Below are 18,092 nucleotides of genomic sequence, written 5' to 3'. Positions count from 1 at the left end.
ACCGCCTCCTTACCATAGTCTCGATTCGCCCAGCCGCCGCGCGATGGCGTTGGCCAGCACGAGCAGCGTGAAGCTGATCATCGCATTGAACAGCCCGATCGCGGCGCTGTAGCTGAAGTCCGCCTGCAGGATGCCCTTGCGGTACACGTACGTCTGAATGACATCCGCGGTCTCGTACGTGACGGGATTGTACATGAGCAGGATCTTCTCCGCGCCGACGGTCATGAAGCGGCCGATGAACAGGATGAGCAGGATCGTCACCGTCGGCAGGATGCCGGGGAAGGTGATGTGCATCGCCTGGCGGAAGCGGCTCGCGCCGTCGATGCGCGAGGCCTCGTACAGCGCCGGATCGATATTGCTGATCGCAGCGAGGAAGATGATCGAGCTCCAGCCGATGTTCTGCCATAGATCCGAGCCGATGAACAGCGTGCGGAACCAGCCCGGATCGCGCATGAACGGCACCGGCCCGATGCCGATCTGGCCGAGCAGGTTGTTGATCAGCCCATTCGTCGACAGGAAATCGACCATCATGCCGACGATGACGACGAGCGAGATGAAGTGCGGCATGTACGTGATCGTCTGGATCGTCCGCTTGAAGCGCGGGTTGCCGATCTCGTTGAGCAGCAGCGCCAGCACGATGCCGGCGGGGAAGAAGAACAGCAGACTGTAGAAGCTGAGCAGCAGCGTATTGCCGAGCAGCCGCCAGAAGTAGAAGCTGTTGAAAAACGCGACGAAATGGTCGAAGCCGACCCACGGGCTGCCGGTAAAGCCCTTGGACGGGATGTAATTTTTGAAGGCGATCTGCAGCCCGTACATCGGACCGTACTGAAAGATGATGTAGTAGACGAGCACCGGCAGCAGCATGAGATAGATGGTGCGATTTATTTTGAAGTCGCGGATGACGCGGCGGCCGAAGCGGTCGCTCGCGAACGTCTTCTGCTGCTGCGGGTTCGGCGCGCCGGGGCGTTGGAGCTGAGCCATGATGGATGCCTCCTTCTTCGAAACATGGGACGGGCAAGTTCGAGTGGGCCCGCGTGAGTCTGAGTAAGACCGGGTGAGCCCGAGCTAGACTGAACTAGAGTGAGATAGGCTGAGAAATCCTGAGCTAGACCGAGCAAGCTCAAGCGAGACCAAGAGGTCGAGACGAACTACACGATCTAATCGATCTAGCCGATCTAACGGATCTAGCCGATCTCGTCAATCTAACGGACACCAGCGACGCTTAGCGCCTCCTATGTCCGTTAGCGCTCGATTTCGCGGAACGAAACTGACTCGGCCGTTAATAGACGGCCGCGCCGTTTCGCCTTGAAATCGAGCAGTCCTGCGCTTCACCTGCAGGACCAGGCGCTCGATTTCGCGGAACGAAACTGACTCGGCCGTTAATAGACGGCTGCGCCGTTTCGCCTTGAAATCGAGCGTGCCCTGCGCTTCACCTGCAGGACCAGGAGCTTGATTTCGCGGAACGAAACTGATCGGCCGTTAATAGACGGCCGCGCCGTTTCGCCTTGAAATCGAGCGTGCCCTGCGCTTCGCTTGCAGGACCAGGCGCTCGATTTCGCGGAACGAAACTGACTCGGCCGTTAATAGACGGCCGCGCCGTTTCGCCTTGAAATCGAGCGTGCCCTGCGCTTCGCTTGCAGGACCAGGCGCTCGATTTCGCGGAACGAAACTGACTCGGCCGTTAATAGACGGCCGCGCCGTTTCGCCTTGTCACCGCCGATTACCGCTGATTATAGCGGTCGAGAGCGGCTTGCTGGATCTGGATCGCCTGCTCGATGCCCATGCCCTTCAGCGTCTCGACGTATTGGTCGAAGCTGGTCAGCGGCTCCACGCCCATGATGAATTTGGTCACCATTTCGTCGGAGTACGTGTTCAGATCGGTCATGATGGAGGCGAATTGCTGATTCTCTTCAGCGGTCATCGTCACCGGCGGCATCTGAATTTTGTTTTCCGGCTCGCTCCAGATTTTCACCGCTTCCTTCTGCGCATCCATCTGCATGTATTGCTCGATGTAGCGCTTATCCTGGATGAACGGGCCGCCGTAGGCGGAGCGGAAGTGCATGCTCATCGCCTGCGAGACGTTGAGCCCGTCGGGGTTGTTCATGATCGTCTCGGTATAGGTCGGGTAGCCGTCGATCATCTCGTAGGAGACGCCTTCCTTGCCGAAGTTGAACAGCATATGGCCTTCCTCGCTGTAGGCAAAATCGAGCCACTTGACGATCTGCTCGGGATTTTTGGCCTTGCCTGTGATGGCGGCCGTGTAGCCGCCGGAGTAGGCGCTGTCGCGCTGGCCGAGAGGCGCGACTTTTCCTTTTTCCAGACTCGCATAAGGGGTCGGATACAGCTCCGCCTCCGGATAGTCCTTCTCCATCAGACCGGTGTAGCGGCCGATGCCGCTGCCGGCATAGCCGTAGAACGCCCCGAGCTGGTTGCCGGTTACCTTGGCGTCCTTGAGGCTGCCGTCGGTGGCGGCGAAGTCCGGATCGAGCAGCCCCTCCTCGTACCAGCGGCTGAGCACGGTCAGGAATTCCTTGAATTCGGGCTGAATCTCGCCATACTGGACCTTGCCGTCCACCTGGTAGAACTGGGCGGCGATGCCGAAGCTGCCGATGAAATTATTCAGGCCGGGACTCTTCACGTTGCCGTCGTACTTGACGAAGAACGGGATCTCGTCTTGCTGCCCGTTGCCGTTGGGATCGTCGTCGCGGAAGGCGGTCAGGACATCCTCCCATTCGTCGATCGTGGTCGGCATCTCCTTGCCGACGGCTTCGAGCCAGTCCTTGCGGATGATCGGTCCGTTGAACACCATCAGCTGCTCGTCGCCGCGGATGAACGGGAAGCCGTAGATGCTGCCCTCGTCGGTCTTGATCATCTTCTCCACCTCGGGATGCTCGTCGAGGTACTTGCGGAAGTTGGGGGCGTGCTGCTCGATTAGCTCGTTGAGCCGCAGAATCGTGCCCTCCTGGATGGCATTCTCCGGTCCGCGCGGGATCGTCAGCCAGTTCGTCTCGACGACGTCGGGCAGATTCTGCGAGGCGATCATCAGGTTGAGCTGCTCGGTCACCTGCTCGCCCTCGCCGCTCGGATGCTTGAAGTCGACCTTCGTGCCGGTGATGCGCTCCAGCTCCTGATACAGCGACACCTCGTTCAGGCTCGTGACGCTGCCTTTGATGTGATCGACGATGGTCGTCCAATACGTAATTTGCGCGGGATATTCGACATCCGCTGCTTCCCCGTTGCCGGCGGCGCCGGTGTTGCCATCGGAATCGCCAGACGCGGCACCATCGTTGGTGCCGCTCGCGTTATCTCCCCCGGAGCAGCCGGCGAGCAGCGCCAGCACCAGCGCGGCGGCGGCCAGCAGGAGCATCGAACGGCTCGTAAGCGTCTTCATCATCGTGTGTAGCCTCCCTTTTTCGATTGTGATGAATGCGATCTTGCGATCTGTCTTCAGCATAATCGTCGCCCCCGCAGACGGCTATCCCACATCCTCGCGATCGGTTATCCGCGCTTTGGATCGGGGATTATCCGTTCTTTGGGCGGGTAATCCGTTCATTGGAAATGGTTGCTGCGGTACTGGCCGGGCGTGATGCCCTCGATTTTTTTGAACACGCGAATCAGGCCGACGCTGTTGGCGTAGCCGACCCGTCCGGCAATGTCGGAGATCGTCAGCGACGGGTCGGCGAGCAGCGCCTTGCACGCTTCGATGCGCCGCCGTGTGATGGAGTCGGACAGGTTCTCGCCGCTGTGCTTTTTGAAGAAGGCCGACACGTAAGAGGCATTGAGCGCGAAATGATCGGCAATCGAAGTCAGACTCAGATTGCTGCTCGGGTACTCGGCCTCGATGTAATCGAGCATGCTGCGGTACAAGCGCTCCCCGGGGCTCGGCCGCTGGCTGCGCACCTGCTCGCAGAGCATGCGGAACAGCGTCTTGGTATGCGCCAGCATCTCCTCGGCGGTGGCGCTGTCCGAGATCAGCTTGATCGGATCGGGACTGTCCGCTGGTCGCGGCGGTTCGTCCAGGTTGACCGCGCTGGCCGCCTTGAGCAGGGTGCTGGTCAGATTGAAGAACAGGCACTTGCCCATCTCGGGCGTCAGGCCGCGGGCATGGAAATTGACCTCGTAGATCTGGTCCAGCGTCGTCTCGGCTCCGGCGGCGTCGCCGCTCTGCACATAGTTCATCAGCTGGCCTTCGGTCGCGGCTGGATAATGATAGTAATGGCGGATGCGATCCCGCAGGTCGTCGTAATAGATGACCGTGTGGCGGCCGCGGATCAGCTTGTAGTCCATCGCCATGATCGCCTCGCCGTAGCAGGCGGCGACTGCGCTCAGCCCGGCGTGGACGCGGCTGATCGCCAGGGTGACGAGCGTCCGGAAGCGCTGCTGCAGGATCTGGCTGAGCTCGCCCGCGAAGGCGCGCATCTGCAGCTCGCCCTCGTCCCCGTCCTGCGGCAGATTGACGAGGAACAGCACCCGCCCCAGCTCCAGCTCGATCGCGTGCGCGCGGCTGCCGAGCAGCTCGCCGCCGAGATTGCGGATGACGAAGCGCAGCAAGGCCCATTCCTTCTCCGAGGCCTCGCGCATGAAGGCGTGGCCGTCGTCGATATCTGCGAGGATGACGCAAAAGCGGCCATGCGGGAAGGTCAGCCCCAGCGCGGCCAGCTCGCCCTCGGTCACCGCCGAGGCGTCGATGTGGCCGCGTACGAGCCGCGAGAGGAAGTCGGTCTGCACGACCGGCGTCTGCTGCGAGATCGTGCGGCGCAGCCGGCGCTCCTCGTCCATGGCGGCGGCGAAGGACTGCCGGATGAAGTCGTATTCGTTGGCATAGCGTTCGTGCGTCCCCTGGCCGCCCCGCGTGAGCGTATGGACGAGCTCGCGCAGCGGACGGTAATGCCGATACGCCATATAGTAAGAGCCGGCGGCGCCGAGCGCCAGGCAGAGCGCGACGAGCCACAGCGCCGCCGTCTTGATCGTGTTGACGCGCTCCAGCACGATCGCGCGCGGTACCGTGGAGACGTAGGTCCAGCCGTTCTGCGCGGAGATCGCGGAGGTGACGACCATCTCCTCGCCGGCGGCGGTCACGTAGGGCGCGTCCGGCGAATCGGCGGCCAGCGCCGCCTGCAGCCCGGGAGAGAGGACGTCCGGCTCGTCCGTGCCCGTCGCCATGATGACTTCGCCGCGTTCGTTCACGATGTAGATCGCGCCGCTGTTGACCCATTCGATCTGATCGAGCAGCTCGCGGATCTGGGTCTCGTCGATCAGGATGACGAGCGTGCCCTGCGGATTGGTGCGCTCGCCGAGCGGCAGCGACTGCACGTAGGTGATCACCCCGGAGCGACCCTCGTAGGCGGTCCAGGGCAGGAAGGAGCGCTGATGATACGTCTGCAGCACCTGCTCGCGGTAGACGGCGTAGCTCATGTCGTCGTAGGCGGCGATCTTGTGGTAGTAGAGGTGGGGATCGGTGCGCATGCTCGGCGTCAGGATCGTATCGGTATTGTCGAAGTAGACGTAGAACGTGTTGATGTAGCTGCTGACCGTGCCGTACCGGGCCAGATCCTTCATGAACTCGATGAAGCGGTACAAGTCCTGCGAATCCGAATAGTCGGTGCTGTCGAGCAGCCATTGCAGCTTGGGATTGAGCGCGATCTGCGCGGCGAGCTGCTCGATCTCGCTGACGCGGCCGTCGACGGCGACGCGCACCTGTTCCAGCATTGCCTTGTTGGAGCGCGAGGCGTGATCGATCAGGGCGCCCTCGATGCGGCCGTAGAACAGACCGCCGATCAGCACTGGCACGAGGAAGATGGCGAGGAACGACAGCAGCAGTGTCAGGAAGGCGCTGCGGCGTCGCTGCAGGGTCGGCGAGGCCGTGCGATTCGGCTCCGGATCGGAGCCCCCTGTGCGCGATGCCGGTGGCAGCGGCAGCTCGCGCACCCGGCCCGCTGCTGCAGTTCTCCAGGACGCAGGGCTTACCCTGAATATAAAGCGCTTCCAATCAGACATAAAAAGTACCTCCCGGCATGATCTGATGGTTCCCATTATAAGGCGTCCGGGGCATGGATACAATGTGCGATTCCTCCCACTGGATCGGGCTCCTGATTCCCGATTGGGCGCGTCCATTTGGATTAATGGAATAACAAATAAGCCGATCGCACGCCCGCTTCGGGCGATCGATCGGCTCGGACAACGCTAGTGCGGCTGACGTTCGACATGTGGAACCGGATGACCAGATGACCAGACAACGAGATGACCAGATACGCCGAGCTGCCGACTCGGCTCAGCCTCGCAGCAGCGAGCTGCCGCCGTCGATGTAGATGTCGGTGCCGGTAATGTGGGAGGACTCGTCCGAGGCCAGGAAGAGCACCAGATCGCCGCATTGCTCGATCGTGCCGGGCTGGCCTTCGAGCGGCTCGCTGCCCTCCGGGAACTTGACCGGAATCTTGACCTCGTCCAGCGTGTCGGAGCGGTCCGTATTGTCGTCGATATTCGTATCGATCGCGCCCGGACAGACGGCGTTGACGCGAATATGATCGGGCGCCAGCTCCAGCGCCACCATCTTCATGAAGGCGACCTGGCCGGCCTTGCTGGCGCTGTAGGCGCTCGCGCCGGTATTGGAGAAGATGCGGTTGCCGTTGATCGAGCTGGTGATGACGATGCTGCCGCCGCCGCCTTCCTTCATATATGGGGCGGCGTACTTGACGGTGAGGAAGGTGCCCTTGAGATTGATCGTGAGCGTCTGATCCCAATCCTCCGGCGTCAGCTCCTCCAGCGGCGCCCAGGTGCCGTTGATGCCGGCGTTGGCGAAGAGCACGTCGATCTTGCCGAACGTCTCGTAGACCTGCTTCATCGCCCGCTCGACCATCTCCGGCCTGGAGACGTCGGTCTCGATGACGAGGGCCTTGCCGCCGGCCTGTTCGATCTGCGCCTTCACCTTCTGCGCGGTGTCGACCGTCCGGTCGAGCATGCAGATCGTCGCGCCTTGCTCCGCCAGCCGCAGGGCCGCACCCTTGCCGATTCCCGAACCGCCGCCGGTGATGACGGCGACCTTGTCTGCTACGCGTCCTTGCTTGCTCATTATCCCTCACACTCCCTGTGTGCTGTGTAATTGTGTATATGCTTGCTTTACACCACAGCCGGGAACTTGACGCAGGCGATCAACTGCTGTGTCCGCCTGCTAGGCGGACATCTCGAACGGGCGCAGCATCCGCGCGCTCCGGCGCAGCAGCAGAAAGATCAGCGCCGTCAAGAGTGCCTGCACGATCAGCAGCGGGAGCAAAAAGCTCAGCTCGGTTTCGTCCACGCGCAGCGCGAACGATTGGCCGATCAGTTGGGCGGCCGCGACGATGGTGCAGCCCCACTTGTATATGCGCGCCGTCCAGGCGGCGGCGCCGTAGCCGCGAGCCGCGGCGCGCAGCGCGTACAGCCCGGCGCCCATCAGCCCGTAGCCGATCGCGTCGGGCAAGACGTCAACACCGGACAGGCGCAGGTCGAGCAGCACGAGCAGCAGGCCCCACGAGATGCGGAGCAGGGCGCTGCGTGACGTGGGACGCTTCATGGGCGAAGTCCTCCTTCCGGATCGACGGTACGAACATAGTCGCGCAGCGACTGCGCATCGATGAAGGGACGCGCCTCCAGCAGATGGGTCCACGCCGCCGACTCGGCGGCGCGCTCGCGGGCTCCGAGACGACGGGGATGTGCAGCTCCAGCGAGTAGAAGGTCAGCCGGCGCGCGTCCGGCGGCGGATCGAAGGTGTAGCTGAATTGCAGCTCATCGCCGGGCTCGAGCGTCACCGGCCAGTGCGCGGCGCGGCGGTCTGGAGGCGGCCCTCCGCCCGATGGCATCGATGCGCCGGAGCTGGCGGCCTGCACCTGCACCTCTTGCGCGTAATAGGGTTGAGCCGAGGGCGGCAGGATCGGCTGCTCGAGCGTCATCTTCTCTGTGGCTTCGACGCTGCGGCTGCGCCGCCCTTCGCTGCTGGCGGAGCCGCTGATGCTGCGGAAGGGGGGCGCGGGCGCTTCCCTCTCGCGCAGCACGACCCGGCCTAGCGATCGGCGCAGCGCGCTGCCGTCGTCGAAGAGCGCCTCGACCGCGGTGATGGGCGACTGAATGCCGGGAGGCAGGGACTCCTCCTCCGGAATCACGACGACTGCTTCATATACCTCATACAAGCCGTAGCTGCCGCGGCCCATCGTATGCTCCACGTACAGCGGCTGCTCGACGCCCGGGGCCCGCAGCGCCTGCAGCCGGCGAGGATCGCCGCGCCCGACAACATAGTACAACTCGATCCAGCTGCCGGCGGCAATCGTGCGATCGATGTGATGCTGGAGGAGGATCGGCGCCTCCAGCCGGTTGATCGTATAATAGCGGATATTGCTGAGCCACGCTGCTCCGACGAGCAGCAGGACGAGCGTCAGGATGAGCGGTTCTTTGCGCATATGCGGACCTCCTTGCGATGCATCGGCTATTCGGGCGGCTCCCGCCCCATCCGATACCATTGACTGTGCCATGGGAGATACTGGAATTCAATATGGACAAGAGCATTGCGTGCCCGGCGCGAGCGTGGTAATGTGGGGAAAGGCTGGGAAGACCGGAGAGACCGGCCAGCGTATCGATTAACGAGAGGCAGGGGAATCACGTGACGAAATCGACCATTCGATGGGGCATCATGGGGGCAGGCAATATCTCCCGCAAATTCGCAAAGGACCTGGCGTATGCCGAAGGCGCCGAACTGACGGCGGTCGCTTCGCAGACGCTGGAGAAGGCCGAAAAATTCGCGGCGGAGCTGAGCATTCCGCGCGCCTACGGCAGCTATGAGGAATTCCTGAAGGACGACAACGTCGACATCGTCTACATCGGCACGCTGCATCCGATGCATCTGGAGGGCATCCTGCAGTGCCTGCGCGCCGGCAAGGCCGTGCTGTGCGAGAAGCCGTTCACGATGAACGCCGAGGAAGCGGCGGAGGCGGTCCGCGTCGCGCGCGAGCACGACACCTTCCTGATGGAGGCGATGTGGACGCGTTATCTGCCGCCGCTCGTGCAAGCGCGCCAGTGGATCGAGGCGGGCAAGATCGGCGAGGTGGTGCAGGTGCATGCCAACTTCGGCTTCAATGCCGGCTGGAACCCGGGCGGGCGCTTGCTGGACAAGAAGCTGGGCGGCGGCGCCTTGCTCGACGCGGGCATCTACCCGGTCTCCTTCGCCTCGATGATCTTCGGCCGTCAGCCGGACCGGATCAGCAGCACGGCGCATCTCGGCGAGACCGGGGTGGACGAGCGCTTCTCGGCGCTGTTCGAATACGACGGCGGCCAGACGGCGCTGCTCAGCGGAGCCGTGCGGCTGCGTCTGTCGAACAATGCTTACGTCTACGGGACGGAAGGCTTCATCCACCTGCCGAACTTCCTGTTCGGACCGTCCGCGACGCTGCATGCCAATGGCGAAGAGCCGGTCGTCTTCGACGAGCCGCGCGAGGCCAATGGCTACAACTTCGAGGCCGAGGAAGCGATGCGCTGCCTGCGCGAGGGCCGCAAGGAGAGCGCCATCATGCCGCTCGATGAGACGCAGGCGGTCATGCAGACGCTCGACACGCTCCGCCGCCAGTGGGGCCTGGAGTACGAATAAAGCTTCGCAGCGACCGCAACGGCGGCCGCACGCAACGAAACCGGGCTGCCCGCTGAAATGCGGGCGGCCCGGTTTTCTTAAAAAAAGCAGTCCTAGCTCGCGATCTCGACTACCAGAAGGACGTAGGAAAGGGCAAGCGTCAACCCCAGACTAATCAATATTGTCATGAGAAACGATAAAATGGATAACATCCACATTGTTTGGAGAGGAGCAAAACCAAGCTGGATCGGGCCAAAGCTGAACAGCAGGGTCAGCAGCAGGCAGGTGAGCGAAGCCCAGAGGCCATACTTATTTATGAATTTTAGAATGGCGGCATCACCTCGTCTTCACTGCTAACGGTTGTCAGCGTGCAGGGCTCATATTTTCGATCATGCTGTCCCATCTTAAACGCTGCGCCTTGGCCAGTTCCAGTTTGTCGGTTTTGGTTGCGTCTTTGGTGATTGAATTTGGAGCCTGCCCTCGTGCCTTGCACTTCAATGCGCGCCAGGATATACGCAATTTTAGCTGTCATAATCTTCGCGGTTTTCTCTCCACGCTCGGCCCGCATATTCAGATCCTCAATGTATTCCCAGACCTCCTAAGCGCTGAGCGCCGCTGGTGTCCGTTAGAGCTGCCGCGCGGAGTGGCGTTGCCCCGCGGCGCACCCGACTGCGCACTCCACACCCGACAGCCCGCTCCGGTCTGACTGCGTTAGCCGGAAGCGGCGAAGCCGCGGCAAAGGTCAGGCGACATACCGATAATGGCGGCGCCCCACGGCGATTCTTTCCGCGCGGGCCTCCCGGCGTGAAGATCGACCAGGCCGCATGGCGATGATGGCGGCGTCCCATGGCGCCCCTTCGGCAGCAAGCGGCAACAGACGTCCGATGACGCGGCGTGGACGTTTCAGGCTCCCTGCCTGCTCACGTAGCCGCGGTACAGCGCGCTCGAACGGAGCAACTCGTCGTGCGTGCCGTGGGCGACCGCTTGCCCGCCGTCGATGACGTAGATGCGGTCGGCATTGCGGACGGTGGACAGGCGATGCGCGATCACGATCGTCGTTCGCCCTGCCCGGAGGCGGTCGAGACTGTCCTGGACCCGACGCTCGGTCTTCAGATCGAGCGCGGACGTCGCCTCGTCCAGGACAAGCACCTCCGGATCGCGCAGCACAGCGCGGACCAGGGCGAGCCGCTGCCGCTGGCCGCCCGAGAGCGTCACGCCCCGTTCGCCGATCACGGTGTCGTAACCCTCCGGGAGCGCGGCGATGACGTCGTGGATCTGCATCGCTCGGCATACCTCTTCGACCCGCTCCGGGGGCTGCTGCCGGCCGAGCAGCAGATTCATGCGGATCGAGTCGGGGAACAGATACGGCTCCTGAAAGACGATCGTCACCCGCTCGCTCCACGCTTCGCGCCGGATACGCTCCAGCGGGACGCCGCTCACTGCGAGCGTACCGGCGTCCGGCTCGAAAAACCGGGCCAGCAGACTGGCCACGGTCGATTTGCCGCCGCCGCTGGGACCGACGAGCGCAATCTTCTGTCCCGCTGTCACAACGAGCTCCAGGCCGCGCAGCACCGGCTGCTCATCGTATCGAAATTCGACCGCGCGAAAGGCGATGTCGCGGATCGGTCCATCGATCGGCTGAACGCCTTCTCCGTCGCGTGCTCCCTCCACTATCGCGCGAATGCGGTCGGCTGCCGCCAGCTTGCCCGACAGATCCATCGCATACTGGTATACCCCGCTCAGCGATTCCATCAAGCGCGTCGTGAATTGCACCGCCACGACGAACAACCCGACACTAAGCTGATTGTCCATTACGAGCATTCCGCCGTACATAAGGACGAACAGCAGCGAGCCCCACTTCAGCGGATCGCTGAGCAGCAATTGCTTGTTGATGAGCTTGCCTTCTCGCACCACCTGACCGAAGTAGCTGCCGAACTTGCCGGCATAGCGCTCCGCCTCCCACGCCTCGCGATGATAGGCCACGACTTCGCGTGTCGAGGCGACGCCTTCCTCGAGCTGCACGAGCAGGGCGGAGCGGCGCTCTGCCACGGCGGCAGCAGCCTGCTTGCGCAGCGGCGCGAATCGTCGGCCGAGCAGCGCGTACAGGGCGGTAAACCCGAGCATCGCCAGCAGCATCATGGGACTCGCCGCCGCCATAATCCCGATGACCGCCAGCGCGGTGACGACTTGCTGGACCAGCCGGGGCAGGTCGCTGGCGCCAAGATGGGCGCAGGTCTGCAGATCGTGAGTGAAATGATAGACGTAGCTTGCCGTTCGCGACTGCTGCATAGTGGCGGTCGGCAGACGGAACAGCCGTTGCATGAGCGTCTCGCCCAGAGCCAGGCGCAGACGCGCCACGGTGAGATGAATGACATGCGGACCGAAGGTGAACAGCAACGAATGCACCAGGTACGCCGCGCCGATCAGCGCGAGCGTCGGCCAGAAGCGCGCGTGCGCGCCGCTGAGCAGCACATCGTCGATCATCCGTTGTTGCAAGGCGACGGCGGCGAGCGCGGACAGCGACTCGACCGCCATCAGAACAACGGCCAGCGCAAGCAGTCCCTTTGCCTGACGAGCATAGCGCCAGATCCACTTGAGTGTCTTCATTCCGCGCCTCCTCTTGCCGCTCGCCCCGGCGTCGTGGCACTCGCGGCTGCGGCGGTATCCGCAGCACGCGCAGCGCCTGCCGTACTGGCAATGCCTGCAGCTTGCGCAGCACGCGCAGCGACCGTCGTACCGGCAGTGCCGGCAGCGCCAGCTATGCTGGCGACGCGCCCGGCGCATGCGGCCTCCGCCGTGTCTGAGGACGCTGCCCGACCCGCGTCGGCCGGATCGCTGCCGGCGGCCTGCCGCTTGTCGCCCTCGTTCTGCAGCAGCCGGCTGTAGAGGCCGCCCGCGTCAGCCAGCTCGGCATGCGAGCCGAGCTCTGCGACGCGCCCCTCCGCGATGACGGCGATGCGGTCGAATTGCCGGACGGTCGAGAGGCGATGGGCGACGGCGATGACCGTGCGGCCCCGGAGCAGTGTCCCGAGCGCCTGCTGCACCTGCGCCTCGCTGTCATTGTCCAGTGCGGACGTGGCTTCGTCGAGCAGCACGATCGCCGGATCGCGGATGAGCATCCGAGCGATCGCGATGCGCTGCTTCTGACCGCCGGACAGCTTGACGCCGCGCTCTCCGAGCAATGTATCGTATCCGTCCGGCAGCTGCTCGACAAAGTCGTGCGCACAAGCGGCCCTGGCAGCACGCTCGATCTCCTCGTCCGTAGCCTCCGGTCTGCCGAAGCGGATGTTGTCGCGTACCGAAGAGCCGAATATGTACGTTTCCTGGAAGACATAGCCGAGCGCGCCGCGCAGCTCGCCCAGACCGAGCCGGGGCAGGGGCATGCCGTCGAGCCGAATCTCGCCTTCGTCCGGATCGTAGAAGCGGCCGAGCAGCTTGAGCGCCGTCGATTTGCCGCCGCCGCTCACCCCGACGAGTGCGACGCGTTCGCCCGCAGCGATCGACAGATCGAATCCGCGCAGGATCGGAGCGGCCGTGCGGTCGTAGGCGAAGCCGACCCGCTCGAAGCGTACCGCGCCGGCGATCCGGGTCGGCCGGATCGGGTGCGCCGGCTCCGATACCGCAGGGCGCAGACTCATGAACTGATGCAAGCGGGTCACCTGAGCCATCAGCACACGCTGCTCGGTGATATTCGTCACGACCGCCGTCAGACGATGCATCGCGGTGAAGTAGATCAGCAGGAAGGCAATGAACTGCCCGGCGCTCAGTGCTTCGTCCCGGAGCAGCGCGAAGCCGTAAATGAAAATTGCGACGGCACCCAGATTGTAGGTGAGGCGCCGGTTCGTGCCGCGCAGATAAGCGAACCAGTACGTGCGGATCATGCTGGCGTTGAATGTGCGGACAAGCTGCAAATAACGGCGCAAATCCCATGCTTCGGCTGCGGAAGCGCGCAGCTCCTGAATCGCGGATACGCTCTCATAGATCTTGCGGTTCTCATCCACGCGATCCCGGGCCATCTGCTTGCCGCTGATCGAAGCCCGGCGCTCCAGCATCGGGCCGAACAGGTAATACAGCAGGAAGCAAGGCGCGACGATCAGCGAGAGCCTGGGACTGGTCGCGATCATGAAGCCGACCGAGATGGTGGAGAATACGAGGCCGTCGATCAGCCACGGCAGCTGCTGGCGGTAAAAATTCTGCATCGCAGCGACTTCCGTATTCAGAAAGGAGAGCGTCTCACCGGCGGGATGACGCTCGTAGTAGGCGAAGCCAAGGCGGCGCAGATGGCGGAAAATGGCTTGCTGGATATCGCGGGTCGGCTTCTCCTGCAGATGGCGGCGCAGCAAATTCTGCGCCATGCTGGCCGCCACGACCACAAGCAGCACGATCGTCAGCAGCGCGCCCAGCAGCCAGAACAGGCGGCGGTCATCAGCGGGCAGTACGATGTCGACAAAAAATTCGATGCTCTTGGGCACCGCCAGCTCGGCGGCGGAGAGCAGGACGGACGTGCCGACGACGAGCAGCAGCAAGCCGAGGTAGGGCCTCAGGTAGGACAGCGACCAGCGGTAGACGGGCCAAAGACGGACAGGCGCGTCCGGTGCAGTTGGCGATGGCGGGGCAGCAGCCTCAGATGAGCGGGGCAAGGGCGATTCGCTCCTTTCGGTTAGCGGATGAAGGCATTCTGCGCAGATAATTGGTAGAATTATCATCTTATGGTACGTGACGCGAGCTGTCAACGATTTTTTCGCGCCGAAGCGCCAATAGCGTTCGTAAGAGAACCTGCTCTTGACAGCCTGGTGTATGGCGTGCATAATACACTGTATAGTGTATGAACTACATAGTACACACACTTGCAACGAATGCGAGGCGAATAAGATGACCAATGAAGAAGGGTGGAAGGATGTCGCCTTCAACAGCCGCGATCCGGTTTACCTGCAGGTGGTGCGGCTTTTTATGGAGAAGCTCGTCACCGGCCGGCTGGCGGCAGGGCAGGTCATTCCGTCGCGAAGGGAGCTGGCGTCATTGCTGAAGATTAATCCGAATACGGCGCAGAAGGCTTATAAGGAGATGGAGGAGCGGCGGCTCATCGTCACCGAGGGCAACGCGCCGAGCCGCGTCACCGAGGACGCCGGCGTGCTGCGCGGCATCCGCGCGGCGCTGGTCGAGGAAGCGGCCGACGAATTCATCGCCGCCGTGCGGCGCATCGGCATGCCGGCCGATGAGCTGATCGAGCTGGTGCGGCGCAAGTACGACGAGCGGCAAGGAGGCGGCGCGCATGATTGAAGTCCAGGAGCTGCGCAAGCGGTACCGCCGCCGCGACGTGCTGGACGGCGTGTCGTTCACCGCGGACAAGGGGCGCATCACCTGCCTGATCGGCATGAACGGGGCGGGCAAGTCCACGGTGCTCAAGGCGATCATGGGGCTGGTGCCGTATCGGAGCGGCACGATCCGCATCGGCGGAGAGCCGCCGAGCCCCGCGGTCATGGAGAAGATCGCCTTCATCCCCGACCGGCTCATGATGCCGGGCGGCATGCGCGTGCGGGAGGCGCTGGCGTGGATGCAGGAGCATTATGCCCGGTGGAATCCGGCGCGGGCCGAGGAGCTGCTCGCCTTCTTCCGGCTCGACCCGGCGGCGCGCATCGCGCAGCTCTCGCGCGGCACCGAGGCGAAGCTGAATCTGGTGCTCGGACTCAGCCGCGACACGGACTATGTGCTGATGGACGAACCGTTCTCGGGCATCGACATGCTGAGCCGCGAGCAGATCGCCGATGTGTTCACCAGCGAGCTGGTGGAGCGGCGGGGCGTGCTGCTCACGACGCACGAGATCGCCGAGATGGAGCGACTGATCGATCAGGCTGTGTTCCTGGATCAGGGCCGCGTCGTGCGCGACTTTGACTGCGAGCGGATGCGCGAGGACGAGGGCAAGTCGGTCGTCGATGTGATGAGGGAGGTGTACCGGGCGTGATGCATTATCTCAAGCTGGTGCGCATGGAGGTGCATCGCTTCCGCTACGTGCTCGCCGGGCTGGCGGGCCTGACGCTGGTGTTGCAGCTGCTCGCGGTGTGGCTGACGACGAATCAGAGGCTGAGCGAGCTGCGCGAGTCCAATTTTGTAGATTCTGGCGCACAATTCTCGCACTCCAAGCTGAGTTTTACCTTCATCTTGTATAACACACAGTTCATGTACGCGCTGCCGATCCTGCTCAGCATCCTGGTGCTGGTGCTGTACGTGCCGGGTATCTGGTACCGCGATTGGCTGGGCAGGAGCAGCTTCATCTACCGTTTGCTCGCGCTGCCGATGCGGCGGGCGACCCTGTATTGGTCCAAGCTGACGGCGCTGCTGCTATTCGTGTTCGCCTTGCTCGGCTTGCAGGCCGCATCGTTGCCGCTGCAGTGGTGGATATTCAGAGCGATGGTGCCGCAGGCGTGGCAGGCGCCTTCCTATCTGTCCGACATCATTGGACAGAACAAGGTTTTACAGGTGCTGCTGCCGGCCAATCCGCTCGACTTCGCGCTCTATTATGCACTCGGCGTCCTCGGCGTGCTGGTCGTCTTCACCGCGATTATCATTGAGCGTAGCTACCGCGGCTGGGGCGTGCTCTATGCGATCCTGTATGTGTTGGCGTGCACGCTGCTTGTCGTCGTGCCGCTGCCGCTGTTGGGCACCAATCACAATGCTATGGGGCTCTATCCGATCGAAGTTGTGACCATCGCATTGACGGCGGCGCTGCTCGTACTGGCGAGCGCGATCTGGCTCGGACTGCGGCTGCTGCGGCGCAGCATATCCGTATGAGGAAGGGGGAATTCGGAGTGAGACGCTTCTGGTTGACAATCGTGCTGCTCGTCGTGGCGCTCGGCGGCATCGGGGGGTACTACGGCGCGCGCGCCGCAGAGGAGCTGCCCCCCTTTCGGCTCGTGACGCTCGAGGGAGATGCAGAGCTGGCGGAGCCCATTGCGCTGAATCTGGTGTACGGCAGCAGGGCGGAGAGCGAGTTTTTACGCATTGACGAGGCGGGCAGTCACTATAGCACGAATCAATCCGTGTTCGACGATCTGTTCCGTTACAATTATCGATATCCCGAGGTCGAAGCGCTGGTCGAGGCGCACCGCGGCTTCATGCGCGGCAAGCTGATCGGCGACTATTACACCGATGAAGAATGGGTGCTGCACGCAGTCATCGACTACGAGCGCGTGGCCAAAGAGCAACTGGATGCCTACTTCGAGCTGAATTGGCTCAAGGTCGACACCGGTAAGTCTGCGGGCGGGCGCTACCGCATCGAAGCTATGCAGGGACTGCGCGGCTACGCCAATGTAATCGGGCTGCAGCGGCGCGATCAAGAGCTGCACGTGCTGGTCCAATACAGCGGGTCCAATGCAAGCGACGAGCAGCACTTGGGCGTGCTCGACTACGTGGTCTCGACCGAGGACGGGGGGCTGCTGCGCACTGTGCCGGTCTACGAGGCGACGGGGATGAATGCCAACAGCTCGATCAGCGCGGTCGGCGACAATCAGGTGAGCCATCCGGACGACTACGCGCTGCTGAACGTCAGGATACGGGAGGAGGAGCCGGAGTCGCCCAGCGTCACCGTGTCCGGCAACCGGATTGCGGTGGAGGCGGCCCCGACGGCGAGCCAGTATTATAGTTACCGCTACGAGACCGGCGAGCTCGTGCCGATCACGATCGAGCCGGACGAGCTGGTTCGATCGGAGGCTGAACGAACCTGGCAGGGTCTCTATTACCGTGATGGTGTCCTGACCCGGCTCGAACAGGCGGATGGACGGATCGTGCTTCATCGCTACGATGTGACGGGCCAGACGGAGCACAGCCGCACCGAGCTGCAGGCGGAGCAGTTCGGCGATTCGATGTTCTACTCGCCGGGCCTGGACGGAGATCGTCTCTATGCAGTGGTGAGCGGTGATCCGTATCGGAGTGCGGACGGCAGCTTTGATCGGGAGGGCATCTACGTCATCGTCGTCGACAGCACGAGCGGCGAGCTGCTGTACAAGGGCGAGGTGCAGTACGACGGTCCGGCCGAGGAGGCGGCGGGGCATCTGGCAGGGCTCTATTCCTTCAACCTGTATGTACGACCATAAGCACGCCGCCCCGTCCAACGCCATAGCCGGGGACGGCGCCGCTCGGGACCGGATCGCCGCCTTGCGCGAGCTGGAGCTGTACGCCTATCGCGTGGCCGTCTATCTGCTCGGCGAAGGGACTGCGGCGGAGGAAGCGGCGAAGACGGCGCTGCTGGAGCTGGCCCGCCACCGGACGCTAGGCGGCGTCGCTCCGCGCGTGCAGCAGGCGCTGGCCAAGCGCGCAGTCATGAAGTGCGCGCTTGCGATTCGACGTGAGACGGCGGCGCAGGCGACGAAGGGTCCTTTCCTCGCATAGGGACGCGCGCCCTATTGCTGCTGCTCCGGAAGGCGCGGTGAAAAAGTAGAGCCGTCATGCCCGAAATGCGGTTCCGTCAGCCCCCGTGTTGACCTCTTTATGAGGCGATCCGGGGGTT

General features: G+C 63.2%; 14 protein-coding genes. 6 read left to right on the top strand and 8 right to left on the bottom strand.

Annotated features, from left to right (window positions below):
- Window positions 1-9: 9 nt before the first annotated feature.
- The 6 genes from IDH44_RS01700 to IDH44_RS01675 all read right to left on the bottom strand — a co-directional run bounded on the left by IDH44_RS01700 (window position 10) and on the right by IDH44_RS01675 (window position 8,429).
- Window positions 10-981: an ABC transporter permease gene (locus IDH44_RS01700; protein WP_190914070.1), complete on the bottom strand. Its 972-nt coding sequence runs from the start codon at window positions 979-981 to the stop codon at window positions 10-12.
- A gap of 739 nt (window positions 982-1,720) precedes the next feature.
- Entirely contained in the window at window positions 1,721-3,394 is a 1,674-nt protein-coding gene (locus IDH44_RS01695; protein ID WP_317890088.1) for an extracellular solute-binding protein, read from the bottom strand.
- Between the two features lie 155 nt (window positions 3,395-3,549).
- A complete protein-coding gene (locus IDH44_RS01690; protein WP_190914069.1) occupies window positions 3,550-5,997 on the bottom strand; it encodes a helix-turn-helix domain-containing protein in 2,448 nt (815 codons plus the stop codon).
- Window positions 5,998-6,271: 274 nt separating this feature from the next.
- Entirely contained in the window at window positions 6,272-7,069 is a 798-nt protein-coding gene (locus IDH44_RS01685) for an SDR family oxidoreductase (RefSeq protein WP_190914068.1), read from the bottom strand.
- Window positions 7,070-7,168: 99 nt separating this feature from the next.
- Complete coding sequence (locus tag IDH44_RS01680; protein WP_190914066.1) at window positions 7,169-7,549, bottom strand: hypothetical protein; 381 nt, start codon at window positions 7,547-7,549, stop codon at window positions 7,169-7,171.
- Window positions 7,461-8,429 (bottom strand): hypothetical protein, encoded by a 969-nt coding sequence (locus IDH44_RS01675; protein ID WP_190914064.1) that lies wholly within the window; start codon window positions 8,427-8,429, stop codon window positions 7,461-7,463. The genes IDH44_RS01680 and IDH44_RS01675 overlap by 89 nt, the downstream gene beginning before the upstream one ends.
- A gap of 200 nt (window positions 8,430-8,629) precedes the next feature.
- Between IDH44_RS01675 and IDH44_RS01670 the strand changes: the two genes are divergently transcribed.
- Window positions 8,630-9,610: a Gfo/Idh/MocA family protein gene (locus IDH44_RS01670; protein WP_317890087.1), complete on the top strand. Its 981-nt coding sequence runs from the start codon at window positions 8,630-8,632 to the stop codon at window positions 9,608-9,610.
- 882 nt (window positions 9,611-10,492) lie between these two features.
- Here the strand turns inward: IDH44_RS01670 and IDH44_RS01665 are convergent.
- Window positions 10,493-12,196, bottom strand: a complete 1,704-nt coding sequence (locus IDH44_RS01665) for an ABC transporter ATP-binding protein (protein ID WP_190914062.1) — start codon at window positions 12,194-12,196, stop codon at window positions 10,493-10,495.
- A complete protein-coding gene (locus tag IDH44_RS01660) occupies window positions 12,193-14,229 on the bottom strand; it encodes an ABC transporter ATP-binding protein (protein ID WP_190914060.1) in 2,037 nt (678 codons plus the stop codon). The genes IDH44_RS01665 and IDH44_RS01660 overlap by 4 nt, the downstream gene beginning before the upstream one ends.
- A gap of 232 nt (window positions 14,230-14,461) precedes the next feature.
- Here IDH44_RS01660 and IDH44_RS01655 point away from each other — a divergent pair, with 232 nt between their 5' ends.
- Genes IDH44_RS01655 through IDH44_RS01635 form a run of 5 tightly spaced genes read left to right on the top strand, consistent with a single transcriptional unit; the run spans window position 14,462 to window position 17,974 of the window.
- Complete coding sequence (locus IDH44_RS01655) at window positions 14,462-14,869, top strand: GntR family transcriptional regulator (RefSeq protein ID WP_190914058.1); 408 nt, start codon at window positions 14,462-14,464, stop codon at window positions 14,867-14,869.
- Window positions 14,862-15,551 carry an ABC transporter ATP-binding protein gene (locus IDH44_RS01650; RefSeq protein ID WP_190914056.1) on the top strand — a complete coding sequence of 230 codons (690 nt, stop codon included), beginning with the start codon at window positions 14,862-14,864 and terminating at the stop codon, window positions 15,549-15,551. The genes IDH44_RS01655 and IDH44_RS01650 overlap by 8 nt, the downstream gene beginning before the upstream one ends.
- Window positions 15,548-16,378: a hypothetical protein gene (locus IDH44_RS01645; RefSeq protein ID WP_190914055.1), complete on the top strand. Its 831-nt coding sequence runs from the start codon at window positions 15,548-15,550 to the stop codon at window positions 16,376-16,378. Before IDH44_RS01650 ends, IDH44_RS01645 begins: the two co-directional genes overlap by 4 nt.
- Before the next feature lie 17 nt (window positions 16,379-16,395).
- On the top strand, window positions 16,396-17,679 hold the full coding sequence (locus IDH44_RS01640) for a hypothetical protein (RefSeq protein ID WP_190914053.1): 1,284 nt from the start codon (window positions 16,396-16,398) through the stop codon (window positions 17,677-17,679).
- Window positions 17,666-17,974, top strand: a complete 309-nt coding sequence (locus tag IDH44_RS01635; RefSeq protein WP_190914051.1) for a hypothetical protein — start codon at window positions 17,666-17,668, stop codon at window positions 17,972-17,974. Before IDH44_RS01640 ends, IDH44_RS01635 begins: the two co-directional genes overlap by 14 nt.
- Window positions 17,975-18,092 lie beyond the last annotated feature (118 nt).

Source organism: Paenibacillus sabuli (genome assembly GCF_014705605.1).
Classification (GTDB): domain Bacteria; phylum Bacillota; class Bacilli; order Paenibacillales; family Paenibacillaceae; genus Paenibacillus_D; species Paenibacillus_D sabuli.
The sequence above is the reverse complement of the archived record's forward strand: the minus strand, read 5'-3'. Positions and strand labels throughout refer to the sequence as shown.

Coding starts and splice junctions, on each gene's coding strand:
- IDH44_RS01700 (WP_190914070.1), bottom strand. CDS start 981: ATGGCTCAGCTCCAACGCCCCGGCGCGCCGAACCCGCAGCAGCAGAAG.
- IDH44_RS01695 (WP_317890088.1), bottom strand. CDS start 3,394: ATGATGAAGACGCTTACGAGCCGTTCGATGCTCCTGCTGGCCGCCGCC.
- IDH44_RS01690 (WP_190914069.1), bottom strand. CDS start 5,997: ATGTCTGATTGGAAGCGCTTTATATTCAGGGTAAGCCCTGCGTCCTGG.
- IDH44_RS01685 (WP_190914068.1), bottom strand. CDS start 7,069: ATGAGCAAGCAAGGACGCGTAGCAGACAAGGTCGCCGTCATCACCGGC.
- IDH44_RS01680 (WP_190914066.1), bottom strand. CDS start 7,549: ATGAAGCGTCCCACGTCACGCAGCGCCCTGCTCCGCATCTCGTGGGGC.
- IDH44_RS01675 (WP_190914064.1), bottom strand. CDS start 8,429: ATGCGCAAAGAACCGCTCATCCTGACGCTCGTCCTGCTGCTCGTCGGA.
- IDH44_RS01665 (WP_190914062.1), bottom strand. CDS start 12,196: ATGAAGACACTCAAGTGGATCTGGCGCTATGCTCGTCAGGCAAAGGGA.
- IDH44_RS01655 (WP_190914058.1), top strand. CDS start 14,462: ATGACCAATGAAGAAGGGTGGAAGGATGTCGCCTTCAACAGCCGCGAT.
- IDH44_RS01650 (WP_190914056.1), top strand. CDS start 14,862: ATGATTGAAGTCCAGGAGCTGCGCAAGCGGTACCGCCGCCGCGACGTG.
- IDH44_RS01635 (WP_190914051.1), top strand. CDS start 17,666: ATGTACGACCATAAGCACGCCGCCCCGTCCAACGCCATAGCCGGGGAC.